This is a genomic window from Pseudomonas sp. B35(2017), from assembly GCF_002113645.1.
In the GTDB taxonomy this organism is placed as follows: Bacteria; Pseudomonadota; Gammaproteobacteria; order Pseudomonadales; family Pseudomonadaceae; genus Aquipseudomonas; species Aquipseudomonas ekonensis.
Genome location: NZ_NEIZ01000003.1, coordinates 236,237 through 262,399, shown reverse-complemented (window position 1 = coordinate 262,399; position 26,163 = coordinate 236,237). Strand labels below are relative to the sequence as shown.

At 64.2% G+C, this 26,163-nt stretch carries 21 protein-coding genes; 7 read left to right on the top strand and 14 right to left on the bottom strand.

Annotated elements, in window-relative coordinates; translation table 11 throughout:
* Window positions 1–15 precede the first annotated feature (15 nt).
* From CAG41_RS07810 to pcaR, 8 genes are all read right to left on the bottom strand, one after another.
* Entirely contained in the window at window positions 16–1,311 is a 1,296-nt protein-coding gene (locus tag CAG41_RS07810; protein ID WP_085581694.1) for an MFS family transporter, read from the bottom strand.
* Window positions 1,312–1,542: 231 nt separating this feature from the next.
* Window positions 1,543–2,109, bottom strand: a complete 567-nt coding sequence (gene pcaG / locus CAG41_RS07805) for a protocatechuate 3,4-dioxygenase subunit alpha (RefSeq protein ID WP_085581692.1) — start codon at window positions 2,107–2,109, stop codon at window positions 1,543–1,545.
* Window position 2,110: 1 nt separating this feature from the next.
* The gene (gene pcaH, locus CAG41_RS07800) at window positions 2,111–2,815 is read right to left on the bottom strand and encodes a protocatechuate 3,4-dioxygenase subunit beta (protein WP_085706827.1); all 705 of its coding nucleotides are present in this window, start codon (window positions 2,813–2,815) and stop codon (window positions 2,111–2,113) included.
* Between the two features lie 37 nt (window positions 2,816–2,852).
* Window positions 2,853–4,058 (bottom strand): 3-oxoadipyl-CoA thiolase, encoded by a 1,206-nt coding sequence (gene pcaF / locus CAG41_RS07795; protein ID WP_170930273.1) that lies wholly within the window; start codon window positions 4,056–4,058, stop codon window positions 2,853–2,855.
* The gene (locus tag CAG41_RS07790; protein ID WP_085581685.1) at window positions 4,055–4,834 is read right to left on the bottom strand and encodes a CoA-transferase subunit beta; all 780 of its coding nucleotides are present in this window, start codon (window positions 4,832–4,834) and stop codon (window positions 4,055–4,057) included. The genes pcaF and CAG41_RS07790 overlap by 4 nt, the downstream gene beginning before the upstream one ends.
* Complete coding sequence (locus CAG41_RS07785) at window positions 4,831–5,691, bottom strand: CoA transferase subunit A (protein ID WP_085581683.1); 861 nt, start codon at window positions 5,689–5,691, stop codon at window positions 4,831–4,833. The genes CAG41_RS07790 and CAG41_RS07785 overlap by 4 nt, the downstream gene beginning before the upstream one ends.
* Before the next feature lie 254 nt (window positions 5,692–5,945).
* Window positions 5,946–7,292 carry an MFS transporter gene (locus CAG41_RS07780; protein WP_085581681.1) on the bottom strand — a complete coding sequence of 449 codons (1,347 nt, stop codon included), beginning with the start codon at window positions 7,290–7,292 and terminating at the stop codon, window positions 5,946–5,948.
* Window positions 7,293–7,585: 293 nt separating this feature from the next.
* Window positions 7,586–8,428, bottom strand: a complete 843-nt coding sequence (gene pcaR, locus CAG41_RS07775) for a pca regulon transcriptional regulator PcaR (RefSeq protein ID WP_085581679.1) — start codon at window positions 8,426–8,428, stop codon at window positions 7,586–7,588.
* Window positions 8,429–9,069: 641 nt separating this feature from the next.
* Between pcaR and CAG41_RS07770 the strand changes: the two genes are divergently transcribed.
* Window positions 9,070–9,270 carry a hypothetical protein gene (locus CAG41_RS07770; RefSeq protein ID WP_007986337.1) on the top strand — a complete coding sequence of 67 codons (201 nt, stop codon included), beginning with the start codon at window positions 9,070–9,072 and terminating at the stop codon, window positions 9,268–9,270.
* Window positions 9,271–9,645: 375 nt separating this feature from the next.
* Window positions 9,646–11,121 carry an inorganic phosphate transporter gene (locus CAG41_RS07765; RefSeq protein ID WP_085632174.1) on the top strand — a complete coding sequence of 492 codons (1,476 nt, stop codon included), beginning with the start codon at window positions 9,646–9,648 and terminating at the stop codon, window positions 11,119–11,121.
* A 988-nt stretch (window positions 11,122–12,109) separates the two neighbouring features.
* Here the strand turns inward: CAG41_RS07765 and ccoM are convergent.
* The 3 genes from ccoM to CAG41_RS07760 form a co-directional block, all read right to left on the bottom strand.
* Complete coding sequence (gene ccoM / locus CAG41_RS29010) at window positions 12,110–12,226, bottom strand: cytochrome c oxidase subunit CcoM (protein WP_302471303.1); 117 nt, start codon at window positions 12,224–12,226, stop codon at window positions 12,110–12,112.
* Window positions 12,227–12,373: 147 nt separating this feature from the next.
* On the bottom strand, window positions 12,374–12,535 hold the full coding sequence (locus tag CAG41_RS28555) for a hypothetical protein (protein WP_008016476.1): 162 nt from the start codon (window positions 12,533–12,535) through the stop codon (window positions 12,374–12,376).
* A gap of 132 nt (window positions 12,536–12,667) precedes the next feature.
* A complete protein-coding gene (locus CAG41_RS07760) occupies window positions 12,668–13,009 on the bottom strand; it encodes an aspartate-semialdehyde dehydrogenase (protein ID WP_085581675.1) in 342 nt (113 codons plus the stop codon).
* Between the two features lie 241 nt (window positions 13,010–13,250).
* On the opposite strand from CAG41_RS07760, the gene rapA reads away from it, so the two are divergent.
* Window positions 13,251–16,097, top strand: a complete 2,847-nt coding sequence (gene rapA, locus CAG41_RS07755) for an RNA polymerase-associated protein RapA (protein WP_085632172.1) — start codon at window positions 13,251–13,253, stop codon at window positions 16,095–16,097.
* Window positions 16,098–16,261: 164 nt separating this feature from the next.
* Here the strand turns inward: rapA and CAG41_RS07750 are convergent, their stop codons facing one another.
* Complete coding sequence (locus CAG41_RS07750; RefSeq protein WP_085637307.1) at window positions 16,262–17,608, bottom strand: MFS transporter; 1,347 nt, start codon at window positions 17,606–17,608, stop codon at window positions 16,262–16,264.
* 301 nt (window positions 17,609–17,909) lie between these two features.
* On the opposite strand from CAG41_RS07750, the gene CAG41_RS07745 reads away from it, so the two are divergent.
* Both CAG41_RS07745 and CAG41_RS07740 read left to right on the top strand, forming a co-directional pair.
* On the top strand, window positions 17,910–18,278 hold the full coding sequence (locus CAG41_RS07745; RefSeq protein ID WP_085581668.1) for a YkgJ family cysteine cluster protein: 369 nt from the start codon (window positions 17,910–17,912) through the stop codon (window positions 18,276–18,278).
* 219 nt (window positions 18,279–18,497) lie between these two features.
* Window positions 18,498–20,780 (top strand): bifunctional diguanylate cyclase/phosphodiesterase, encoded by a 2,283-nt coding sequence (locus tag CAG41_RS07740; RefSeq protein ID WP_085581666.1) that lies wholly within the window; start codon window positions 18,498–18,500, stop codon window positions 20,778–20,780.
* On the opposite strand, the gene CAG41_RS07735 is transcribed toward CAG41_RS07740, so the two are convergent.
* Complete coding sequence (locus CAG41_RS07735) at window positions 20,671–21,567, bottom strand: NAD(P)-dependent oxidoreductase (protein ID WP_170929958.1); 897 nt, start codon at window positions 21,565–21,567, stop codon at window positions 20,671–20,673. The genes CAG41_RS07740 and CAG41_RS07735 overlap by 110 nt on opposite strands.
* A gap of 196 nt (window positions 21,568–21,763) precedes the next feature.
* Between CAG41_RS07735 and CAG41_RS07730 the strand changes: the two genes are divergently transcribed.
* Window positions 21,764–23,968, top strand: coding sequence for a hypothetical protein (locus tag CAG41_RS07730; protein ID WP_085581664.1), 2,205 nt, complete (start codon window positions 21,764–21,766; stop codon window positions 23,966–23,968).
* Window positions 23,969–24,286: 318 nt separating this feature from the next.
* On the opposite strand, the gene CAG41_RS07725 is transcribed toward CAG41_RS07730, so the two are convergent.
* The gene (locus CAG41_RS07725; RefSeq protein WP_085581662.1) at window positions 24,287–24,592 is read right to left on the bottom strand and encodes a DUF2288 domain-containing protein; all 306 of its coding nucleotides are present in this window, start codon (window positions 24,590–24,592) and stop codon (window positions 24,287–24,289) included.
* A 351-nt stretch (window positions 24,593–24,943) separates the two neighbouring features.
* Between CAG41_RS07725 and CAG41_RS07720 the strand changes: the two genes are divergently transcribed.
* Window positions 24,944–26,071: a branched-chain amino acid ABC transporter substrate-binding protein gene (locus CAG41_RS07720; protein ID WP_085706826.1), complete on the top strand. Its 1,128-nt coding sequence runs from the start codon at window positions 24,944–24,946 to the stop codon at window positions 26,069–26,071.
* Window positions 26,072–26,163 lie beyond the last annotated feature (92 nt).

The window sequence follows — 26,163 nt, the reverse complement described above, 5'->3', positions numbered from 1 at the left end:
CCCGCGCACAGGGTTTCAGAGATCGTGGTGCAGGTATGCCGCCTGTTTCGGCAGGCGCAGGCTGAACAGGAACGCCACCGCCATCATCACCGTGACGTACCAGTAGAACGAGTTTTCCAAGCCCGCCGACTTCAGGCTCAGGGCCACGTATTCGGCCGAACCGCCGAAGATCGCATTGGCCACCGCATACGCCAGGCCGACGCCGAGGGCGCGGACCTCCGGCGGGAACATTTCGGCCTTCACCAGGCCGCTGATCGAGGTGTAGAAACTGACGATGGCCAGCGCCACGGTGATCAGCACGAAGGCCAGGAACGGGCTGCTGACGCTTTTGAGGCTCAACAGGATCGGCACCGTGAACAGCGTGCCGAGGGCGCCGAACCAGAGCATCGAATTGCGTCGGCCGATCCTGTCCGCCAGCATGCCGAACAGCGGCTGCATGCACATATATAGGAAGAGCGCGCCGGTCATGATGTAACTGGCGGTCTTGGCGTGCATGCCGGCGGTGTTCACCAGGTACTTCTGCATGTACGTGGTGAAGGTGTAGAAGATCAGCGAGCCGCCGGCGGTGTAGCCGAGCACGGTGATGAACGCGGCCTTGTGGTCGCGAAACAACGCGCGAATGCTGCCGGCGTCTTTGTTTTCGCGGCCCTCCTTGCTGGTGGTCTCCTTCAGAGAACGGCGCAGGAACAGCGAGATCAGCGCCGCCGCCGCGCCGACCACGAACGGGATCCGCCAGCCGTAGGCGCGCAATTCATCTTCGCTGAGGAACTGCTGCAGGATCACCACCAGCAGCACCGCCAGCAGTTGCCCGCCGATCAGGGTCACGTACTGGAACGAGGCGAAGAACCCGCGCTGGCCCTTGAGCGCCACTTCGCTCATGTAGGTGGCGGTGGTGCCGTACTCGCCGCCCACCGACAGGCCTTGCAGCAGGCGGGCGAACAGCAGCAGCACCGGCGCCCAGACGCCGATGCTGTTGTAGGTGGGCAGGCAGGCGATGAGCAGCGAGCCGAAGCACATCATCAGCACCGAGATCATCATCGAGTTCTTGCGCCCGTGCTTGTCCGCCACGCGGCCGAAGATCCAGCCGCCGATGGGCCGCATCAGGAAGCCGGCGGCGAACACGCCGGCCGTGTTGACCAGTTGCACCGTCGGGTTGTCGGAGGGGAAGAACGCCGGGGCGAAATAGATCGCGCAGAACGCGTAGACATAGAAGTCGAACCATTCGACGAGGTTGCCGGACGATGCGCCGACAATGGCGAAGATACGCTTGCTGCGCTCTTCGCCCGTGTAAGGGGAGGTCAATGTTGTCATTGTTGTTTACTCTGAGGGGACAGGTGAAAGTCTAGACACACTTCGTAACAGCCCCGTTCCACACCTACATCCGTCACCGGGTTTCCTGATGGGAAATCTCGGTGACGGATCAGTCATGCCTTACCCATGTGGGAGCCAGCCTGCTGGCGATTGCGGTGAATCAGGCCCCAAACCGTTGAATGACACACCGCCATCGCCAACAGGCTGGCTCCTACAGAAGCTGCGGCGGATTCAGTAGTCGAAGAACACCGTCTCGGCCTCGGTGCCCTGCAGGACCACGTTCCACTGGTGAACGCCGCTCGCGTCCGGCCTGGCCAACAGCGTCGCGCGGCGTTCGGCCGGCACGCATTCGAGCAGCGGATCGTTCACGTTCGCCGGATCGCCCTCGAAGTAGATCCGGGTCAGCAGGTGCTTGACCAGGCCACGGGCGAACACCAGCACCACCAGATGCGGCGCCTGGGTCGTGCCCTTGAGGCCCGGCACGGTGCCCGGCTTGATGGTGGTGAAGCGGAAGCGCCCCTCGGCGTCCACCGGCACCCGGCCGAAACCTTCGAAGTGCGGATCCAGCGGTTTGTCCTGCTCGTCCTCCGGGTGGGCGTACTTGCCGGCGGCGTTGGCCTGCCAGACTTCGAGCATGGCGTCATTGACGGTGTCGCCGTTGCCGTCGACGACTTGCCCGGTGATCGCCACGCGCTCGCCCAGGGCGAGTTCGTCGGCGAGTTGCTCACGGTTCAGCCAGGTCAGGCCGATGTGGTAGTACGGCCCGACGGTGTGGGACGTGGTCGCGGTCAGGGTCATCTCATTTCTCCATCGGCGTGGCTTCGCGGCCGCGCAGCACGATGTCCCAGCGGTAAGCGAGGGCGTAGGACGGAATGGTTTTTTCCAGATCGAAAGCGGCGATCAGGCGTTCCTTGGCGCTCGTGTCCGGCACGCAGTTGTAGATCGGGTCGTAGGCCAGCAGCGGGTCGCCGGGGAAATACATCTGGGTGACCAGGCGCGTGAGGATGCTCGGCCCGAACAGCGAGAAATGCACGTGCGCCGGGCGCCAGGCGTTGTGGTGGTTGCCCCACGGGTAGGCGCCGGGCTTGATGGTCTGGAATTCGTAGCGGCCGTCGGCGTCGGTCACGGTGCGGCCGGTGCCGGTGAAGTTCGGGTCCAGCGGCGCGTCGTGCAGGTCGCGGGCATGGTTGTAGCGGCCGGCGGCGTTGGCCTGCCAGATTTCCACCAGGATGCCCGGCACCGGCAGGCCGTCTTCGTCCAGCACACGGCCGTGAATGATGATCCGCTCGCCCAATGGCTCGCCGGCGTGCTGCGCGGTCAGGTCGTGATCGTTGTCGCCGACCCGCTCGGCACCGATGGTCGGGCCGGTGATCTCCGACAGCGAATGCGGCAGGAACACCAACGGTTTGGACGGCGCACGCAGGTTGGTGGATTGATAGGTCGGGTGCAGGTACGGCGGCTGGGTGCCTTCCTGCGGACGGCGGTAGCCAGGCTTGTCAGTCATTTCGCTTTCCTCGGTTCTTGTTCGTCAGGGCGCAGGGTCAGACGCGTTCGATGGCCAGGGCCAGACCCTGGCCGACGCCGACGCACATGGTCGCCAGACCTTTGCGGCCGCCGCCCTTCTCCAGCTGATGCAGCGCCGTCAGCACCAGCCGGGCGCCGCTCATGCCCAGCGGATGGCCGAGGGCGATCGCGCCGCCGTTCGGGTTGACCTGCGGCGCATCGTCCGCCAGCCCCAGTTCGCGCAGCACTGCCAGGCCCTGGCTGGCGAACGCTTCGTTGAGTTCGATCACATCGAAATCGCTGACCGCCAGCCCCAGGCGTTCGGTGAGCTTGCGCACCGCCGGCACCGGGCCGATGCCCATCACCCGCGGCGCCACCCCGGCGCTGGCCATGCCCAGCACCTTGGCGCGGGCGGTCAGGCCGTGTTTCTTCACCGCCTCGGCCGAGGCCAGGATCAGGGCCGCCGCACCGTCGTTGACACCCGAGGCGTTGCCGGCGGTGACGGTCTTGTCCGGGCCGTTGACCGGTTTCAGTTTGGCCAGGGCCTCAAGGGTGGTGTCGGCGCGGGGATGCTCGTCCTCGCTGACCACGGTTTCGCCCTTCTTGTGGGCGATCCGCACTTCGACGATCTCTTCGGCGAAGTAACCGGCGGCCTGGGCCGCAGCGGTGCGCTGCTGGCTGCGCAGGGCGAAGGCGTCCTGGTCGGCGCGGGACACCTTATAGTCGTCGGCCACGTTGTCGGCGGTCTGCGGCATCGCGTCCACGCCGTACTGGGCCTTCATCAGCGGGTTGATGAAACGCCAGCCGATGGTGGTGTCCTCCAGTTTCAGGTTGCGCGAGAACGCCGCGTCGGCCTTGCCCATCACGAACGGCGCACGGGACATCGACTCGACGCCGCCGGCGATGGCCAGTTCCATCTCGCCGCTGGCGATGGCGCGGAACGCGGTGCCGATGGCGTCCATGCCCGAGGCGCAGAGACGGTTGAGGGTCACCCCCGGCACGCTGTCCGGCAGGCCCGCCAGCAGCAGCGCCATGCGCGCCACGTTGCGGTTGTCTTCGCCGGCCTGGTTGGCGCAGCCGAGGAACACCTCGTCCAGGGCCGTCCAGTCCACCGACGGGTTGCGTTCCATCAGGGCCTTGATCGGCACGGCGGCCAGGTCGTCGGCGCGCACGGCGGACAGGCCGCCGCCGAACCGGCCGATGGGGGTGCGGATCGCATCGCAGATATACACGTCGCGCATCAGGCTTCTCCCGGGGCTTGGCCGTGGGCCGCGGCGGTGCGGGCTTCCAGGTCGCGCAGGGCGGTCAGCTCGACGGCGGTCGGCTCGGCGGTGGTGGCCACCTGCTCGGCGAAACGGATCGGCCAGCCGGTGGCGGCGCTCACCTGCTCGCGGGTCACGCCCGGATGCAACGCCGTCACCACGAACTCGTGGGTGCCGGCCTCCGGTTCCATGATGCACAGGTCGGTGATGATGCCCACCGGCCCGGCGCCCGGCAGCCCCAGACGCTGGCGCGAATCGCCGCCTTCGCCGTGGCCGACCGAGGTGATGAAGTCGAGCTTGTCGACAAACGAGCGCGCAGACTGTTTAAGGATGATCAGCACGCTCTTGGCGGAGCCGGCGATTTCCGGCGCACCGCCGGCCCCCGGCAAGCGCACTTTCGGCTGGTGGTAATCGCCCACCACCGTGGTGTTGATGTTGCCGAAGCGGTCGACCTGGGCCGCACCGAGGAAGCCCACATCAATGCGCCCGCCCTGCAGCCAGTAGCGGAATATCTCGCCGGTGGGCACCACCGTGTCGGCGGTTTCCGCCAGCTCGCCGTCGCCGATGGACAGCGGCAGCACGCTCGGCTTGGCGCCGATCGGGCCGGATTCGTAGATCAGCACCACGTCCGGCGACGAGGTCAGGCGCGCCAGGTTGGCGGCTTTCGACGGCAGGCCGATGCCGACGAAGCACACCGAGCCGTTCTTCAGGCGACGGGCCGCGGCCACGGTCATCATTTCGTTAGTGGTGTAAGTCATTGCTGGGCCTCCGAAGCCGCGGCCAACTTGGCCTGGAACGCGCCGAAGTCAGCGCAGCCATGGATGTATTCGTCGATCCACGCGGTAAACGTCCCACGGTCGCGGGCAATGGGATCCCACGCCTGGTAGAAACGGTTGTCGCGCTCGGTGTAGCCGTGGGCGTAGGACGGGTGCGCGCCGCCCGGCACATGGCAGACCGCGCTCAGGGCCCAGGTCGGCAGGACGCAGGCGTTCATCGGTGCGTTGAGGTCATCGACGATTTCCTCGACGGTGACGATGCAGCGTTTGGCCGCCAGCGCCGCTTCCTTCTGCACCCCGAGGATCCCCCACAGCAGCACGTTGCCCTTTCTGTCGGCCTTCTGCGCGTGGATCACGGTCACGTCCGGGCGCACCGACGGCACCGCCGCCAGCACCTCACCGGTGAACGGGCAGGTCACGCTCTTGATCAGCGGGTTGACCTTCGGCAGGTCGGAACCGGCGTAGGCGCGCAGCACCGCGAACGGCAGGCCGGACGCGCCGGCCACGTAGGCGTTGGCCAGGTCGGCGTGGCTGTGTTCTTCGATTTCGATCGCGTGCGGCCATTGCTTCTCGACCGCGTCGCGCAGACGGTGCAGCGAGCCCACGCCAGGGTTGCCGCCCCAGGAAAAGATCAGCTTGCGGGCGCAACCGGCACCGATCAGTTGGTCGTAGATCAAGTCAGGCGTCATCCGCACCAGGGTCAGGTCTTTCTTGCCCTGCCGGATGATTTCATGACCCGCCGCCGTAGGAATCAGGTGGGTGAAGCCTTCGAGCGCGACGGTGTCGCCATCGTTGACGAATTGCTTCACCGCGTCGTGCAGCGAAAGGATCTCGGCCATGGAGCTGGCTCCCGTTCTGTAGTGAATCGCCAGTGATAAAAAGGCGCGAGGTTCGGCGCCGGAGTCACTGAAGATTAAGCCCGTGAAAAACGCCAAACAATCCGATAATCGAGTGAGTGTTCGTTTATCGAACAGATTGTTGTCTCGCTAACGATCACTGCCAAAAGCATCGCGAGCAGGCTCGCTCCTACAGAGAAATGCGTTTTCCTGTAGGAGCGAGCCTGCTCGCGAAAGCCGGATCATTCAGTGCTGTTTCAAGTCGCATCCGCGTGACTGACCACGCCCTTGATCAGCACCGCCGTGGTGGCCAGCGCCGCCGGAATCACCAGCGCCGTCAGCACCTGCTCGAAGTTCCAGCCCAGCCCCAACAGGGTGGCGCCCATCCACGCCCCGAGAATCGCGCCGAACCGGCCGATCCCCAGCATCCACGACACCCCGGTCGCCCGCCCCTGGGTCGGGTAGAACCGCGCCGCCAGCGACGGCATCGCCGATTGCGCGCCGTTCACGCACATGCCGGCCACCAGCACCAGGGTCGCCAGCAGCGTGATATGGCCCAGGCTCTGCCCTACCGCGTAGGCGAACACCCCGGCCAGCAGGTAGAACGTGCCGATGACCTTGTGCGGATTGAACCGGTCCATCGCCCAGCCGACGGCCACCGCGCTCAGCACGCCGCCGAACTGGAACAGCGCGCCGATGAACGCGGCCTGCTCCATGCTCGCGCCGCTGTCGCGCATCAGGGTCGGCAGCCAGCTGGTCAGCAGGTACACGATCACCAGGCCCATGAAATAGGTCAGCCACAGCAGCAGCGTGCCGGTGCTGTAGGTGCCGGAGAAGATCACCGCGAACACGTTGCGCGCCTTGACGGTCTTCTGCTCCGGCACGCTGAAGGCCGACGCCTGGGCGACCTGGGCGGGGTCGATCGGCGCCAGGGCCTTGCGCACCTTGTCGGTACCGCGGTTGCGCACCACCAGATACCGCGCCGACTCCGGCAGCCAGGCCATCAGCACCAACGCGAGGATCAGCGGCAGGATCCCGCCGATCAGCAGCAGGCTGTGCCAGCCGAACGCCGGAATCAGCTTGGCCGAAATGAATCCGCCGCCGGCCATGCCGAGGTTGAAGCCGCAGAACATGCTGGTCACCAGCAGCGACTTCTTACGCTCCGGGGTGTATTCGGACAGCAGCGTGGTGGCGTTCGGCATGCCCGCGCCCAACCCTAGGCCGGTGAGGAAGCGCAGCACCAGCAACTGCTCGACGTTGGTGCTGTAGGCCGACGCCAGGCTGAAGGCGCCGAACAGCGCCACTGCCCCGACCAGCACGACCTTGCGCCCGAAACGGTCGGCCAAAGGGCCCGAACCCAAGGCGCCGAACACCATGCCGATCAGCGCGGCGCTCATCACCGGACCCAGGCTGGCGCGGTCGATGCCCCAGTCCTGGGACAGGGCCGGGGCGATGAAGCCCATGGCTGCCGTATCGAGGCCATCGAGGAACACGATCAGGAAACACAGGATCACCACCCGCCACTGATAGCGCGAGATCGGTTGGGCATTGATGAAGGACTGCACGTCGAGGCAGTGCCCCACAGCGGACTGAGGCTGGTTCATTGTTTTTATTCCACGCAAAAAACGCAGTCGAACGGAGGCCGGCCGAAGAGCGGCACGGTCATGAGAATAGAAGGCTGGAGTCAGGGCGTTGCGTCAGGCCCGGCAACACGGGCGAGAACGGCGACAGTCGGGAAACGTGCGCATGGGAGGTTGCCTCTTGTCATTATTATCAGAGGCGTCAACGGCCGGCCGGAGAAGGCCTGTGCCGGATGACGCTGCCGCGACATTAATGATCCGGGGGAATGAGCGTCAATTCGATAAACGCAACTCTGTGCGTTTATCGAACAGCTTCCTCAGGCGAACAATTGCGCACTGAGGTCGCGGCTGGCGCTCAGCAGGCCGGGCAGAAAGCGCTGCTCAAGCTCGGTGCGGCTGACGCGCCCCGCGTGGGTGCTGACGTTGAGCGCGGCCACCACCTGGCCCGAGGCGTCGTACACCGGCACCGCGATCGAACGCAGGCCCTGCTCCAGTTCCTGGTCGACGATGCACCAGCCCTGGCGCCGCACTTCCTGCAGGCATTCGAGCAGGGTTTCGGGGGTGTGCAGCGTGCGGCTGGTCTTGGCCACCAGTTCCGCGTGGTCGAGGTATTCGCGCAGCGACGTGTCGTCCAGCGCCGCCAGCAGAATCCGGCCCATGGAGGTGCAGTACGCCGGCAGTCGCCCGCCCACCGATAGATCCACCGAAATCAGCCGCTGGGTGGTGGCCGACCGGGCGATGTAGAGGATGTCGTCGCCCTCCAGCGTGGCCATGTTGCAGGCCTCGTGCAGTTGCTCGCTCATGCGGTCGAGGTACGGCTGGGCCGAGACCGCCAGCGGCGTCGATGACAGATAGGCGTGGCCGAGGGTCAACACCTTGGGCAGCAGCGAGTAGGTGCGGCCGTCGGTGGTGGCGTAACCGAGCTTGATCAACGTGTGCAGGCAACGGCGCACGGCGGCGCGGGGGATTTCCGTGCGGTGGCTGATCTGGGCGATGGTCAGATGGCGCTTGCGCTCCTGGAAGGCCTGCACCACCGCCAGGCCCCGGGCCAGCGAGGTCATGAAATCCGGATCGCCGGTCATGGCCTGGATGCGCTTGGCCGGCGAGGCGACGATCGGCGGTGCCACCGAGGTGAAGGAGTTGCGCATTTGATCGTTCATGTCCGGTTCTCAATATTTCGCGGGGCAACGGCCATACAAGCGGCCCGCCGGCCAATGCACAAGCGGGGGGTCGTCAATATTGGGCGATTATCGAACCGGCGACCGATAATCGCAATCGCTCTCCGCGCGCCCCCGGTTGGCCGCAACGGTCGCCTTGAACTTGGAGCACTCGTTGAGTGCGAACCTTAGTTGTCCGGCTTAATGACGCCAAAATCACACCGCCGGCCATCGCCGCGACAACTACCGATAAAAAATGTCAGTCACAAAACAATCATGCCCGCGCAACCGTTTTTAACTTGCCGAAGATAGTCAATCCCGAATCGGCCGCTATAATGCAACTCAGTGACGCCGCGCCTTTAGTTGCCGACGGCGTCGCCCGCCGACGCGATGTCCATCGCCGTCGGTCCCGGCCAGCGCCTGATGCCCGTTATCCATACACCGCCAGCGCGCTCGCTGAACCCGGAAACTGATGCTGCGTCAGTTTTAATCTGGTGCCGTAGCCGCCTGCAACATGGAAGTCCCGAGCGTTCTGCCGACAACACCGTCGCCTGTTCAGGCCGGTTGCCCTCGGCGGACTCGCTTGAGTGATTCGTTGCTGTGCGTTTCACCAGACATTCATCTCAACTCAAACAGGTAGCACTGTGACGAAAGACGAACTGCGCGCGGAACTTGAGCGCCAGGAACAACGTTACAAGGAAGTTTACGGCGGGGAAGTCACCACCTACGCCGCCCAGCCCGAACCGGAACGCAAACCCTGGCGCAAACGCGCCACCGTTCAGGATCAGGTCTTCCAGCAAGAACTGCAGAAAATGGAAAAGGAACTCAAAGCCGAAGAGCCATGAGCCTTTGGCATTGACTTGTCCAAGGGTTTGCGTCGACACCGGTTACAAGCGCGGTGCCACGACGATGCCTTGCGCGCCCGCTACCCGCGGGCAGCGGCCTAACCGTTCCGTCCTACAGCGGAAACGACGGGCCTGACCCGTTTCAGAGATATTTCACACAAGCGTTCGAGGCCTCCGCGCCTTGGCCCTGACGCTTGCCGATGAGCCATTTATTCAATCAAATCAAGCACTTGCAAAACCCTGCAAAACGCTCGGACTTTGCCGCCTGATACAAATTAATTCGTTGAAGAATGTTACCGATGAGCAGGTAGGGGATCGATTTCCGGTCTTTTCTGGCATAATCGCGCCCCCTTATGACCGGGCCAGAAAACCTTCATGATCGATTTATTCAGCGGACTGGATGCCTGGGTGCTTGTGAGCCTCTTGCTCGCCCTGACATTTGTCCTCGCCTTCGAGTTCATCAATGGATTTCATGACACCGCCAACGCGGTAGCCACTGTGATCTACACCAAAGCGATGCCGCCGCACCTGGCGGTGTTCTTCTCGGGGGTGTTCAACTTCCTCGGCGTGCTGCTGGGCGGGGTCGGCGTGGCGTATGCCATCGTCCACCTGCTGCCGGTGGAACTGCTGATCAACGTCAACACCGGCCACGGCCTGGCCATGGTGTTCTCGCTGCTCGCCGCCGCCATCGCCTGGAACCTGGGCACCTGGTACTTCGGTATCCCGGCCTCCAGCTCCCACACCCTGATCGGTTCGATCCTCGGCGTCGGCCTGGCCAATGCCCTGATCAACGACATTCCGCTCGCGGACGGGGTGAACTGGCAGAAGGCGATCGACATCGCCGCCTCGCTGGTGTTCTCGCCGATGGCCGGTTTCCTGGTCGCGGCCCTGGTGCTGATCGGCCTGAAATGGTGGCGCCCGCTGTCGAAGATGCACAAGACGCCGGAGCAGCGCCGCAAGATCGACGACAAGAAGCACCCGCCGTTCTGGAACCGCCTGGTGCTGGTGATCTCGGCCATGGCCGTAAGCTTCGTGCACGGCTCCAACGACGGCCAGAAAGGCATCGGCCTGATCATGCTGGTGCTGATCGGCATCGTCCCGGCGCAGTTCGTGCTCGACCTGAACAGCACCACCTACCAGATCGAGCGCACCCGCGACGCCACCCTGCACCTGAGCCAGTTCTACAAGCGCAACGCCGATTCCCTGGGCGAGTTCCTGGCCCTGGGCAAGAGCGTTGAAGGCGACCTGCCGGAGAAGTTCCGCTGCAACCCGCAGCAGACCGAACCGACCATCGCCGCCCTGCTCGACACCCTCAAGGGCGTGGCGGACTACCATTCGCTGTCGTCGGAAAGCCGCATCGAAGTGCGCCGCTACCTGCTCTGCCTGGACGACACCGCGAAGAAGGTCGCCAAGCTGCCAGGCCTGCCGGCCCGTGAAAAGGCCGACCTGGACAAACTGCGCAAAGACCTGACCACCACCACCGAATACGCCCCGTTCTGGGTGATCCTGGCGGTCGCCCTGGCCCTGGGCCTGGGCACCATGATCGGCTGGAAGCGTGTGGTGCTGACCATCGGCGAGAAGATCGGCAAGCAAGGCATGACCTACGCCCAAGGCATGTCCGCCCAGATCACCGCCGCGTGCATGATCGGCATGGCCAACATCTTCAGCCTGCCGGTGTCCACCACCCACGTGCTGTCCTCGGGCGTGGCCGGCACCATGGTCGCCAACAAGAGCGGCCTGCAGAGCGGCACCGTGCGCACCATCCTGCTGGCCTGGGTACTGACCCTGCCGGCCACCGTGGCCCTGTCGGCCGGACTGTTCTGGCTGGCGTCCAAGGCGCTGGGCAGCTGATCGTCACAGGTGTTGAAGAAGGCGTGATCCGAGAGGGTCACGCCTTTTTTGTTGCCTGAGCGGGGGCGGTCAGGTGGAGGGGGTTGGCTGGCAGGGCGTCATCGCCAGCAGGCTGGCTCCCACAGGGGGATTGAGGTGGTCAGGGAGGGATTGGTCGGCTGGCAGGCCGCCGTCGCTGGCAAGTCGAGTCGTCGCACCGCAGCTCCCACAGGAATTGGGGTGGTCAGAGAGAGATTGGTTGGCTGCCAGGCCGCCATCGCCAGCAGGCTGGCTCCCACAGGGATTGAGGTGGTCTGGGAGGGATTGGTCGGCTGTCAGGCCGCCATCGCTGGCAAGCCAGCTCCCACAGGGAATTGTGTCGGCCAGTCAGAAACAGGTCGGCTGTCAGGCCGTCATCGCCAGCAGGCTGGCTCCCACAGTTGGATTGGGGGCAGTCAGGGAGAGATTGGTCGGCTATCAGGCCGCCATCGCTGGCAAGCCAGCTTCCACAGTTGGATCGGGTGCAATCAGGTAGAGGTTGGTCGGCTGTCAGGCCGCCATCGCGCACGTATCAAAAGGCCGAGTGTCAGCTCGCCTAGCTTTTGATCTTGATCTGCCGGCCCCTTCGGAAGGCTGAGCGGAGGGGTTCATCCGGGGGTGGGCGCGCAGCGCCGTTTGGCGCAGCCAAACACATCGGAAGGAGGTGCAGCGAAGCAAACCGTAGCCGATGCCCCCGGATGAATCCCGGAGCGAAGGAACCCCGAGCCTCAGCGAGGGGCCGAACGCCGGGGCCAGCGTTTTTGGTTACTTTTTTGGCGTCTGAAAAAAGTGACCCGCCGTAAGGGCGGAACCCTAAGCCGCCGTTACCGCAGAAACGGATATGTACTCAACCAAACCGTAGCCTGGTCGGCCCAGAAGCCGCCAAGGCCAACCCCAAAAAACCGCAGGCAAAAAAAAGGGCAACCGAAGTTGCCCAAAATGCCTTGCGTGCTCATCAATCCAAAAGGACCTACGGTTTTTTGCGTTTATTCGCATCCTTCCAGATAAAAATTCCAAACCCTGCAAAAAACACAACCATGAGGCCAACGGTCAGGACGCCGGCAAACACCACGTTATCGAAAAACATGACACTGGCCTCCTGGCCCCTGCTCTGTTGCGATGGAGCTAAGTTAACCAATCGGACGGGGGGAGAAATTGACCGGGATCAATGCCGGTCGATGCGCGGGGGGAAGGAAGGGGAATAAATGACCTGCATCAACGGATGCAGGGGAGATCAACGCTTTTTCGGTTTGTTTTTCGGCTTTTTCTTGGCTTTGCCCAACGGCATCGCCTGTTCGAAAGCCTGGCGCACTTCGTTCAGGCGCTTGTCGTTGAGGTCGTGAACCCGCTTGGCGCGTTCGGCGTTGAGGTCGATCAGCTTGTCGTCTTGGCTCATGGCGTTCGGTGCATGGGTGGAAGGATCGCAACTGCCGCGTCAACGACAGGACTGCGCCCATGATGCGGCCTGGCGTCGGCGCTGACCAGAGCCCGCAGCGCATGAACCTCGACAATTGATGTACCGCCCGGGTCAGATCTCGATGTCGACCCACAGCCCCTGGCGCGGCTGGTCTTCCATCAGCGGCACCACCGGCACGGTGTTGTCGGCGTTGAGTTCGGTGCCGGGCACGGCCAAGTGCTCCTCAGGATCCTCGTCGGCCTCGCGCCGGCGGCGGTCGCGCTCCTGCTGGCGGCGCTGCTCCTCGCGCAGCAGCAGGCCGTCCTCTTCCGGATCGCGCTTTTGCAGGTCGATGGTGCTTTCGTTGGAGCTTTCCTGCACCGGCACCACCGGAGGGATGTCCGGCCGCTGGCGGATCGGATCCTGCTGGGAAGTGATCGGCACGGCGCTCAGGGGGAGCATCGGTGGCAGCATATGAAGGGTCTCCTGTCAGCAGGCTATCGGCGGCACCCGGCACGCCTTGAGCCACCGGTCGAAAACTTGTGACCGGATCGGCATCGAACAGTGCCGCCGGCGTCCGCGAATCCGATGCATGACCTACGCTTCCCTCAGTTTGCCGCTGGCAGCTAAAAGCCGGGCACGGCTCCTAATCCTTTGGCCTCGGAGCCTCATTCCGTTAAGATAGCCCGCTTTTTCAAGGTGGGAGTCAGGCAGCATGGCGCAGCAGTATCAACCGGGGCAACGCTGGATCAGTGACAGCGAAGCAGAGCTTGGTTTAGGCACCGTTCTGGCACAGGACGGCCGCTTGTTGACCGTGCTTTACCCGGCCACTGGCGACACCCGCCAGTACGCGCTAAGGAATGCGCCCCTGACCCGCGTACGCTTTTCGCCGGGCGACACCATCACCCACTTCGAAGGCTGGAAGATGACCGTGCGCGAAGTCGAGGACGCCAACGGCCTGCTCGTCTACCACGGCCTCAACGGGCAGAACGAAGCGGTCACCCTGCCGGAGACCCAGCTGTCGAACTTCATCCAGTTCCGTCTGGCCAGCGACCGCCTGTTCGCCGGGCAGATCGACCCGCTGTCGTGGTTCTCCCTGCGCTACAACACCCTGGAACACACCAGCCGCCAGTTGCAGTCCACCCTTTGGGGCCTGGGCGGCTCCCGGGCGCAACCGATCGCCCACCAGCTGCACATCGCCCGTGAAGTCGCCGACCGCATCGCGCCGCGGGTACTGCTGGCGGACGAAGTGGGCCTGGGCAAGACCATCGAAGCCGGCCTGGTGATCCACCGTCAGTTGCTGTCGGGCCGCGCCAACCGCGTGCTGATCCTGGTGCCGGAGAACCTCCAGCACCAATGGCTGGTGGAGATGCGCCGCCGCTTCAACCTGCAGGTCGCGCTGTTCGATGAAGAGCGCTTCATCGAGAGCGATGCCGCCAACCCGTTCGAAGACACCCAACTGGCGCTGGTTGCGCTGGAATGGCTGGTCGACGACGAAAAGGCCCAGGACGCCCTGTTCGCCGCCGGCTGGGATCTGATGGTGGTCGACGAAGCGCACCACCTGGTCTGGCACGAAGAGAAGGCCAGCCCGGAGTACGCGCTGGTCGAGCAATTGGCCGAAGTGATTCCCGGCGTGCTGCTGCTCACCGCCACCCCGGAGCAACTGGGCCAGGACAGCCACTTCGCCCGCCTGCGCCTGCTGGACCCGAACCGTTTCCACGACCTGGCCGCCTTCCGCGCCGAGAGCGACAACTATCGCCCGGTGGCCGAAGCCGTGCAGGAACTGCTCGACAAGGGCCGCCTCTCGCCCGCCGCGCACAAGACCATCCATGACTTCCTCGGCGCCGAGGGCGAAGCGCTGCTCGCCGCCGTCAACGACGGCGACAGCGAAGCCAGCGCCCGCCTGGTGCGCGAGCTGCTCGACCGCCACGGCACCGGCCGCGTGCTGTTTCGCAACACCCGCGCCGCCGTGCAGGGGTTCCCGGAGCGCAAGCTGCATCCGTACCCGCTGCCGTGCCCGGACCAATACCTCGAACTGCCGTTGGGCGAACACGCCGAGCTGTACCCGGAAGTCAGCTTCCAGGCCCAGCCGGACGCCGGCGAAGAGGAACGCTGGTGGAAATTCGACCCGCGCGTCGAGTGGCTGATCGACCAGCTGAAGATGCTCAAACGCACCAAGGTGCTGGTGATCTGCGCCCACGCCGAAACCGCGATGGACCTGGAAGACGCCCTGCGCGTGCGTTCCGGCATCCCGGCCACGGTGTTCCATGAAGGCATGAGCATCCTGGAGCGTGACCGCGCCGCCGCCTACTTCGCCGACGAAGAGTTCGGCGCCCAAGTGCTGATCTGCTCCGAGATCGGCAGCGAAGGCCGCAACTTCCAGTTCTCCCACCACCTGGTGCTGTTCGACCTGCCGTCGCACCCGGACCTGCTGGAACAGCGCATCGGGCGTCTGGACCGGATCGGCCAGAAGCACGTCATCGAGCTGCACGTGCCGTACCTGGAGACCAGCCCGCAGGAGCGCCTGTTCCAGTGGTATCACGAGGCGCTGAACGCGTTCCTCAACACCTGCCCGACCGGCAACGCCCTGCAGCATCAGTTCGGCCCGCGCCTGCTGCCGCTGCTGGAAGAGGCCGACGACGGCCAGTGGCAAGCCCTGATCGACGAGGCGCGCACCGAGCGCCAGCGCCTGGAAGCCGAACTGCACACCGGTCGCGACCGTCTGCTGGAGCTCAACTCCGGCGGCGCTGGCGAAGGCGAGGCGCTGGTCGAGGCGATCCTGGAGCAGGACGACCAGTTCACCCTGCCGATCTACATGGAAACCCTGTTCGACGCCTTCGGCATCGACAGCGAAGACCATTCGGAAAACGCCCTGATCCTCAAGCCGAGCGAGAAGATGCTCGACGCCAGCTTCCCGCTGGGCGACGACGAAGGCGTGACCATCACCTACGACCGCAACCAGGCGCTGTCGCGCGAAGACATGCAGTTCATCACCTGGGAACACCCGATGGTGCAGGGCGGCATGGATCTGGTGCTGTCCGGCTCGATGGGCAACACCGCCGTGGCGCTGATCAAGAACAAGGCGCTCAAGCCCGGCACCGTGCTGCTGGAACTGCTCTACGTCAGCGAAGTCGTCGCCCCGCGCGCCCTGCAACTGGGCCGTTACCTGCCGCCGGCCGCCCTGCGCTGCCTGCTGGACACCAACGGCAACGACCTGGCGGCGCGGGTGTCGTTCAACACCCTCAACGACCAGCTGGAAAGCGTGCCCCGCGCCAGCGCCAACAAGTTCATCCAGGCCCAGCGCGACCAGCTGACGCCACGGATCAACGCCGGTGAAGACAAGATCGCCCCGCGCCACGCCGAGCGCGTGGCCGAGGCCCGCCGTCGCCTGGCGGCGGACACCGACGAAGAACTGGCGCGCCTGACCGCGTTGCAGGCGGTCAACCCGAGCGTGCGCGACAGCGAACTGGTCGCCCTGCGCAAGCAGCGCGAGGAAGGCCTGGCGATGCTGGACAAGGCCGCCCTGCGCCTGGAAGCGATCCGGGTGCTGGTGGCGGGCTGATCCACCCTGCCCTCCGGCAAAAAACGAAAAGGCCCGCAGCGATGCGGGCCTTTTTGTTTGCCTGTCGGATTTTCAGGCGCTGCGGACGGCCGCATCGCCAGCAGGCTGGCTCCCACAGCCTGAACGGCGTTCCAATGGGAGAGCCCGCCTGCCGGCGAAAGCGATCACGCCGTCGCCGCCTCACCCTGCGGCACCACCGCCGCCAGCCCCGTCTTCATCCGCTGGGCGTCGCGCACAAAGCACCGCGCCGCCAGGAACAGGAACACCATCGTCAGGAACAACGCCACCGGGATCAGGTACATCGCGTCATGCAGGCCGACGGCCTTGAACGCTTCGCTCATTTCCCCCGCGCCCGCCGCCAGCATCGCCGACTGCGCAAAATGATCCGACAAGGCTCCCACCACCACCGGCCCAAGGCCCCCGCCCAACAGGTACAGTCCGGCGAAGAACAGCGCCATCGCCGTGGCCCGCAGGCGTGGTTCGATCACGTCCTGGATCGCTGTGTAGACGCAGGTGTAGAAGTTGTAGGCAAACAGCCAGCCGACACTGAACACCGCCACGAACACGCCGATCTCGATGCGCCCGGCATGCAGCGCCCAGGCCGTGCACAGGGTGGAAACGATCAGGCTGAACCCGGCGAACAGCAACCGACCGTTGGCCACCCGCTGGTGGATCTTGTCGGCGACCCAGCCGCCGAGGGTCAGGCCGATGAGCCCGGTGACGCCGACGATCAGCCCGGTGGCGACCGCCGCCTCCTGCAGCGGCATCAGGAAATAGCGCTGCAGCATCGGCACCAGAAACGAGTTGCAGGCGTAGGTGGCGAAGTTGAAGCACAGCCCGGCCATCACCAGCCACAGGAAGGTCGGCACCGCCAGCACCCGGCGGATCGGCCTGTCGACGGGCGCCTGCGACACCTGCACGGTCTCCGCCGCGCCGCGCTTGGGTTCCTTGATGAAGAACATGAACACCGCCAGAACCAGCCCCGGCACCGCCGCGATGAAGAACGGCGCGCGCCAGCTGTCGAAGGCCTTGACCATCGCGCCGATGGTGAAGAACGCCAGCAGCAGCCCCAGCGGCAGGCCCAGCATGAAAATGCCCATGGCCCGCGCCCGGCGGTGGGCAGGGAACAGATCGCCGATCAGCGAGTTGGCGGCCGGCGCATAGCTGGCCTCGCCGATGCCGATGCCCATGCGCACCAGCAGGAAACTCCAGAAGCTACCGACCATGCCGTTGACCGCCGTCAACGCGCTCCAGGCCGCCAGGCCCCAGCCCATCAGTTTGCTGCGCGAGCCGGTGTCGGCCATGCGCCCCAGCGGCAGGCCGGCGATGGCGTAAACGATGGTGAAGGCGGTGCCGACGATCCCCAGCTGAAAATCGCTGAGGTGCCATTCCATGCGGATCGGTTCGATGATGATCGCCGGAATGGTGCGGTCGAAGAAGTTGAACAGGTTGGCCAGGAACAGCAGGAACAGAATGCGCCAGGCATTCGCCGCTTGGGTCGAGTGCTGCATGGGTCCGCCTCTTTTATTGTTATGTGGGCTGCACGGCCGACGCGTTCGAGCCCGGAACCTGCAATCTAGTCAGCCGTTCGGCGGATGTCTGTGATCATTCGCCGGCCTGATACCGGGCCATGGCGATGTTACGAAACGTAAGCCCTTGAATTGCCTGGAATCCCCCGGAAACCGGGGCTTTTGCGGCAAAATCCGGCAACGAAAAAATACTTTTGCGCCCCCCTTCCCAAGTCTGCGGCGAAGCCTAGAATAGCCGCCGGATCCGTCCGGATCCTTCCCATCCCTCCTTTGATGCCTGACCATGTCCGAAGCCAGTCCGTGTCTGAATTGCGGTGCCTGCTGTTCCCATTTCCGCGTGTCCTTTTTCTGGGGCGAGTGCGCCTCGGCCGGCGGAACGGTGCCTGACGAGCTGGTGACGCAGATCAGCCCCAGCCGGGTGGCGATGAACGGCACGGACTGCAAGTCGCCCCGCTGCACCGCGCTGGTCGGCGAGGTGGGCAGCACGGTGCACTGTTCGATCTACGAGCAGCGCTCCAGCCCTTGCCGGGAGTTCGAGTCGTCCTGGGAAAACGGCGAACAGAACACCGACTGCGACAAGGCCCGCGCCCGCTTCGGCCTGCCGCCGCTGGAGCCGCACTGGGCGCAGACGCCTTACGAACAGAGCGCCTGAGCCTCAGTCCCGCTCGCTATCGCTCCGTTGGCTATTGTTCCGTTGGCTATTGTTCCGTTGGCTATAGTTCCGTTCGCTATGACGCTAATGCCGAAATCATTAGCGCCAATGTGCCACTACCGCATTCGCCCCACATTCGGCCTCTATACTCCAGTCGTTCGTCTGCGTTCATGACGCGGCCGGAACGCACTCGGGACGCACTCAGAGACGGGGCATGCTATGGAGTGGCTTGGTTTACAGTTCGTTGCCGAGTTGCCGCAGAGCGGGCAGGTCATCCTCAATTGCACACATGACGCCTTGCTGGTGCTGGTGGCCTACCTCGTCGCCTGCGCGGCGAGCTTCGCCACCCTCGACATGGCCGAACGCGTCGGGCACGCCGAAGATCCGGCCTCGCAGCGCTTCTGGCGCTGGATCGGCGCCCTGTGCCTGGCCGGCGGCATCTGGGCCATGCACTTCATCGGCATGCTGGCGTTCCAGGCGCCGATCGACATCCAGTACGACCTGCCCGTCACGCTGTTTTCCCTGCTGATCGCGCTCTTCGCCTCGTGGCTGGCGATGCACACCCTGAGCGAGGCGCAACCGAGCCTGCTGCAATACCTCAAGACCGCCGTCGTCATCGGCCTGGGCATCGCCGGCATGCATTACGTCGGCATGGCGGCCATGCGCTCCGCCGCCACGGCCTGGTACGACCCCACCCTGTTCACGGTGTCGATCCTGATCGCCATCGGCGCCAGCTTCGCCGCATTGTGGGTGGCCGGCCGCCTGCGCGACGGCGCCGGCCTGTACCTGCAACTGCTCAAGTACGCGGCGGCGCTGATCCTCGGCGCCGGCATCCTGAGCATGCACTTCACCGGCATGGCCGCCCTGCAACTGGTGCTGCCGGAGAACAGCCTGCCGGCGTTGCCGCCGCAGTCCGGGCACATGCAACTGGGTCTCACGGTGGCGCTGATCACCCTGCTGATCCTCGGCAGCGCCATCAGCGCGGCGCTGGCCGACAAGAAACTGCAGCACAAGGAAAACGACCTGCGCCGGGTCAACACCCTGCTCACCCAGCTGGACCAGGCGCGCATGTCATTGCAGCAGGTGGCCAACTACGACGCGTTGACCAACCTGATCAACCGCCGCGGCTTCAATCAGATCTTCGCCGAAAAGCTCAGCCAGAAGACCAAGGAAGGCGGAATGCTGGCGGTGATGTTCCTCGACATCGACCATTTCAAGCGCATCAACGACAGCCTCGGCCACGACGCCGGCGACGAGCTGCTCAAGGTCATCGCCCGGCACATAAAAGGATCGGTGCGCAGCCATGAGGACGTGGTCGCCCGGTTCGGCGGCGACGAATTCTGCATCCTCATCGGCCTGCGCGACCGTGAGGAGGCGCGCAACCTGGCCCAGCGCATCATGCACAAGATGAAGGAGCCGATCGAACTGGCCGGGCGGCGGATGGTGATGACCACCAGCATCGGCATCAGCCTGTTCCCGGAGGACGGCACCACCTGCGAAGAGCTGCTCAAGCACGCGGACCTGGCGCTGTACCAATCCAAGGGCGCCGGGCGCAACGGCCTGCACTTCTTCAACGCCAACCTGAAGAACCGCGCCACCCTGGAACTGCAGCTGGAAGAGGAACTGCGCCTGGCCCTGCGCGAGGAGAACGGCCTGACCCTGCATTACCAGCCGATCCTCGAGCTGCGCAGCGGCCGGGTCACCAAGCTTGAGGCGCTGGTGCGCTGGCAACATCCGGTGCACGGCCTACTGACCCCGGACCGGTTCATCGCCATCGCCGAGACCAACGGTCTGATCGCCGAGCTGGACAACTGGGTGCTGCGCAAGGCCTGCGAAGACCTGGGCGAGTTGTCCCGCCACGGCTGCGACGAACTGAAGATCGCCTGGAACTGCTCGCCGCTGAACCTGGCGCGGGAAGAGCTGGCCGACGAGATCGAAACCGCCCTGCGCACCGCCGGGGTCTCACCCGAACGGCTGGAGCTGGAGGTCACCGAAAACGCCTTGATGGGCAACATCGCCAACACCCTGGTGCTGCTGCGCCAGATCCGCGCCCTCGGCGTGTCGCTGTCGATCGACGACTTCGGCACGGGCTACTCGTCGCTGGCCTACCTCAAGCGCCTGCCGCTGAACACCCTGAAGGTCGACCGCTCGTTCATCCTCGACATCCCCAAGGCCACCGCCGACATGGAGATCGTCCAGGCGATCATCGTCATGGCCCACACCCTTCACTTGCAGGTGGTCACCGAAGGCGTGGAAAGCCTGGAGCAATACGAATTCCTGGAGCGCTCGGGCTGCGATTTCATCCAGGGCTACCTGCTCAGCCGCCCGGTGCCGCTGAGTGAACTGCGGCCGGTGCTGGAGGAAATCGACCAGCGCAAGCACGCCCACACGGTCAATCCGCTGAGTCGGGCCCACGGTACATCTGCACCAGTGTCGCTGGATCCTGCTGCAAAAAGCCCTGGCTCCCATGCAGGCGCATCAGTTGTGCGGCCAATCCGCTGAGCGGCGTGGCCGAACCGGTCTCCCGGGAAAACTTCACTGCCGTGTCCAGATCTTTGAGCAGCGTGCGCACGTGCCACTTCACCGGCTCGAAGCGGCTGGCGGCCATCTGCGGGGCGAGGATCTGCAACGGCTTGGAATCGGCGAACCCGCCGGCCAGGGCTTCGGCGATCAGGCCCGCATCCACCCCGGCACTTTCGGCCAGCGCCACCACTTCGGCGATCACCAGGGCATTGCAGGCCACGATCATCTGGTTGCAGGCCTTGGTCACCTGGCCTGCGCCGACGCCGCCCATATGGGTCACGCGCTGGCCCAGGCTCATCAGCGCCGGGCGCACCCGCTCAAGGTCCGCCGCCTCGCCGCCGACCATGATCGCCAGGCTGCCGGCCTCGGCGCCGGCCACCCCGCCGGACACCGGCGAATCGAGCCAGCCCATGCCGGTGCGGCCACGGAGCTCGGCGGCCATCTCGCGGGTGGCGGTGGGCTCCAGGCTGGAGAAGTCCACCAGCAACTGACCGCCCTTCGCGCCTTCGGCGATGCCCGCCGGGCCGAACACCACCTCGCGCACCACCGCCGTGTCGGCCAGGCACAGCATCACCACATCGGCCTGAGCGCACAGTTCGGCGGGGGTCGCCACCTGCCGGGCGCCGGCTTCCACCAGCGGCGCGCATTTGGCCGGGTTGCGGTTCCACACCGTCAGCGGATAGCCCGCGGCCAGCAGCCGCCGGCACATCGGCAGGCCCATCAGGCCGATCCCGGCGAACCCCAACGAAGGTAGCGTTGACATCATTTAGCCTCCTTTTTATTAAAGATCGCCGAATCATGGCCGATCCATCATCAATCAGGAAAGGATTCCCCCGGACGACACCCAGGCCAACGGCCCGGAATCCGGGCCAAACACGCGCAGCAAACAGACGCGAGATTCCATTCCGTGAGGTTCGGCGACAGCGGTCGCCGGGCCAACCAGTCCAGGTAAATGGCGCCCAATGACTTCCAAGAACAATCCGGCCACTGCGGTATCCGATCTGACCCTGAGCCCGGCGGCGAACAGCCCGTCGCCATCGCCGTCGAAGCCATTGCCACCCTCGCGTCCGCTGGGCACCCAGCAGTACCTGTACTTCACCGAAACCAACACCGACCGCATCCTCGACAACCTCGACGGCCTGCGTGACCTGGTGTTCCCGCGCCCGCCGCACCTGGAAGGCGACAACGAACAGCACAACGACCAGGAATTCCCGTCGGTGTGCCTGATCGGCCTGGGCCGCTGCGGCTCCAACATCGCCCTGGACGTGGCGGAGCTGGTGTACAACGCGCGCAAGTTCTACCTCAACGAATTCAACAACGAGGACCGGGCCGTCGACCGCCGCTTGGCCGACAAGGGCTACAGCCCGGCCCAGTGGATCCGCACCAACCTGCGGATCGGCCCGAACAAGGCCAGCAAACCGGTGTTCCTGGTGGAGCCGCTGGTGATGCTCGGCGACCTGGACAAGGACATCGCCGGGCGCATCCGCTTCTCGCGCAAGGGCGAGAAGACCGGGTTCCTGCGCGACTACAGCAAGATGAAGATCATGGACCTGTCCGAAGTCCACGCCGGCGGCGCGGGCAACGCACCGATCCTGGGCCAGTACCTGGCCAAGATCATCCTGAACAAGGACACCCAGCGCTTCTCCAGCCCCGACTGGAAAATGATCCACTCGTACCTGATCGACAGCTGCGGCATCAAGGCCAACCAGTCGCGCCTGTACTTCTCGATCTTCAGCGCCGGCGGCGGCACAGGCTCCGGCATGGCCTCGGAATTCGGCCTGGCCCAGCAGCACTCGTACATGAACAAGACGTTCGACACCAAGCCGATGGACGAGCACGACGGCAAGAGCGGCCACTCGTTCGTGTTCGAGCCGATCTTCACCAGCGGCATTTGCGTGCTGCCGAACATCTCCGACCACCGCAGCGAAATGTCCGAAGCGTTGCACATCAACGCCGGCCGCCTGCTGTGCAAGTACCTGTCGGAAGAATGGGATTTCTCGTACAACTTCGCCAACGAAGACAGCAGCGAAGCCAGCGTCATGGGCCGCATCCGCCCTTGGAACGCCATGATGCTGATCTCCAACGACATCATGCGTTACGCCGAAGAGAACGATGACGGCAACATCCAGAACATTGACGTCAATGCGATGGAGAAGCACGCCAACCAGTACATCTCGCAGCAGATCTTCAACATCCTGACGGCGCAGGCGGTGACCACCGACTACGACCAGAACTACTTCCGCCGCGCCGGCATCGACATCGGCGAGACCATCCGCCTGGACGCCAACGACCTGTTCATGAGCCTGGCGGGCCCTGTGGCCATCGCCTACGCCGAGTCCGTGGTGCCGGAGACCCCGCCGCCGAGCAGCGACAAGTTCAAGGTGTTCGACAAGGAGCCGCAGCGCCTGAACATCGACGACCTGTTCTTCCGCTCCATCGACCTGCCGCACTTCAACAAGGTCACCCAGGCCATCGAAGGCATCAGCCTGCTGCCGATCGAGTCCAAGCGCTACCGCGCCTCGCTGGAGCAGTACAAGAACTCCGGCTACGACGCGGCGGCCCTGCACGACCTGCACTTCTTCAAGAACTGCTCGTCGGTGGTCTCGATCGTCTCGTTGCCCAAGGACTACAAGCTGTCGTACATGGACCTGAACCGGTTGAAGACCCACCTCAACAGCCTGTTCCCCAACACCACGCTCAAACGCTACGCGCTGGTGATCGGCGCCTCGGCCAACCTGTCGCTGACCACCCTGATCGCCAAGAGCCCGTGCCTGTCGGACGACTTCCTGACCCTGATCGTGGCGTTCATCAAGCGTTGCTTCGCGAAGAACCCGTACCGCTTCGACGAGACCCTGGACAACTCGATCCTGGACTTCATCGTCCACGAGGACTTCGACGAAGACCGGATCGACGACCTGCTCAACGAATTCGAGAACCCGGCGAAGATCCTCGACACCAACTGGTACGCGATCAAGCCGATGTACGAGAAGAAGTACCGCGAGCTGATCAACGACAAAGAGAAGTTCGTCTCGATCAACGACATCCGCCTTTCCCGCGATTGCGTGAAGAAAGCGATCAAGTACCTGCGCGAGATCTACCGTCACCGGATCGGCAAGACCAAAGTCATCTCGCTCAACAGCCATACCGGGCGCACCTACTCGGCCTGACTACAGACCGAGTTGCCCCCTTCGCCGGCAAGCCGGCTCCCACAAGATCCAGGTGAACACCATTATTGTGAGCGCCACCAAACCTGTGGGAGCTGGCTTGCCAGCGATGGGGCCAGAAAACACCCTCAAAATTTCAGCCCTTCAAACATCCAGAAACAATTGAGCAGCCCTCAGGCTGCCCGATGAACTGTTCCCGTTACGTTTACGTCACCGTGATGCCACCTCCGCTTGTGGCATTTCTCTACGGCAACGTGCCATCACGCTACTCGGCTACACACTTTTCGCCGACGACATCACGCACACAATCGGTGCACGCTGTCACTCCGTCGCCCTTTCCTGGATCAGAATCCACGGCCGCACCACCACTGCCCACATCTCGGGGTCGCGCCCGAAAATGTCCAGCGCCCGCGTTTCAGAGAGCTTGGCGACCTTCTCGGCGGCCAGCCAGGCGGCCACTTTCTCGCCCTCGTCCGACGCCACGGCCTCGGCGACCGCGATCAGATCCAGCCCGGGATCGACCCACAATAGGGCACCCTGGGCATAGAAGCGCTCCAGCTCTTTCCAGCGGATCGATGCGGTTTCACCAAGCAGCTTGGCATAGAGGGTGCTAGGTTCTTGATTCATGGGACTGTCCGGAAAAGAAATCGGCGCGAATGATAACGTCGGTGGTCCGGCAGAAAAACCCGGTAGGAAACGGCTGTACCGAACGAAAAGAGCAGGAACGCCAAGGAATGCCGATGATTGGGGCATAAGCCCCCTGAACGCCCCGCCGCAATTCTGTCTTTTTCTTTCATCAAAGCGACACCCTCAGGATTTGCCCCCTGGCGCCAGCTTCCCAGGCCAACGACCGGCGCTCTACACTGTACCGGTACAGTTGCCGGGGGCATTTCCGGAAGGTATCGCAAAGATATCGGACCCGGTTCTGCTGCTACGGCGCCAGGACTCTAAAAAATACAACAGCAAGAGTGGAGCACTATGACTAAGGCTACTAAGCAGATTTCCAAACTGTTTGCCGCTATGGTTCTGGCCGGGGTGGCCAGCCATTCGTTCGCCGCCGACACCATCAAGATCGGTATCGCAGGTCCCAAGACCGGCCCGGTGACCCAGTACGGCGACATGCAGTTCGTCGGCGCCAAGCAAGCCATCAAGGACATCAACGCCAAGGGCGGCGTCGACGGCAAGATGCTCGAAGCCAAGGAATACGACGACGCCTGCGACCCTAAACAAGCCGTGGCCGTAGCCAACAAAGTGGTCAACGACGGCGTCAAGTTCGTGGTCGGTCACCTGTGCTCCAGCTCCACTCAGCCTGCTTCGGACATCTACGAAGACGAAGGCGTGATCATGATCACCCCGGCGGCCACCAGCCCCGACATCACCACCCGTGGCTACAAGCTGGTGTTCCGCACCATCGGTCTGGACAGCGCCCAGGGCCCTGCGGCCGGCAACTACATCGCCGACCACGTCAAGCCGAAGGTCGTCGCGGTCCTGCACGACAAGCAGCAGTACGGTGAAGGCATCGCCACCGCCGTCAAACAGACCCTGGAGAAGAAAGGCATCAAGGTTGCCGTCTTCGAAGGCCTGAACGCCGGTGACAAGGACTTCTCCTCGATCATCCAGAAACTCAAGCAAAACAACGTCGACTTCGTCTACTACGGCGGCTACCACCCTGAGCTGGGCCTGATCCTGCGCCAGTCCAAGGAAAAGGGCCTGAACGCCAAGTTCATGGGTCCGGAAGGCGTCGGCAACGACTCCATCTCGCAGATCGCCCAGGACGCTTCCGAAGGCCTGCTGGTGACCCTGCCGAAGTCCTTCGACGCCGACCCTGCGAACAAGGCCATCGTCGACGCCGTCAAGGCTGACGGCAAGGATCCGAGCGGTCCGTTCGTGTTCCCGGCCTACTCCGCCGTCGAACTGATCGCCGAAGGCATCAAGGCCGCCAAGTCCGAAGACACCGCCAAGGTGGCCGAAGCCATCCACGCCGGCACCTTCAAGACGCCGACCGGCGAGCTGTCCTACGACGCCAAGGGCGACCTGAAGGACTTCAAGTTCGTGGTCTACCAGTGGCACTTCGGCAAGCCCAAGACCGAAGTTTCCCCTCAGTAAGCCTGGCATTACTGGTCAGTGAGCCCACTGTGCGAGCAGTGGGCTTTGTTTTACGAGGTTTATGGGCCAGTCGCCCGCGATCCGGGCGCTGG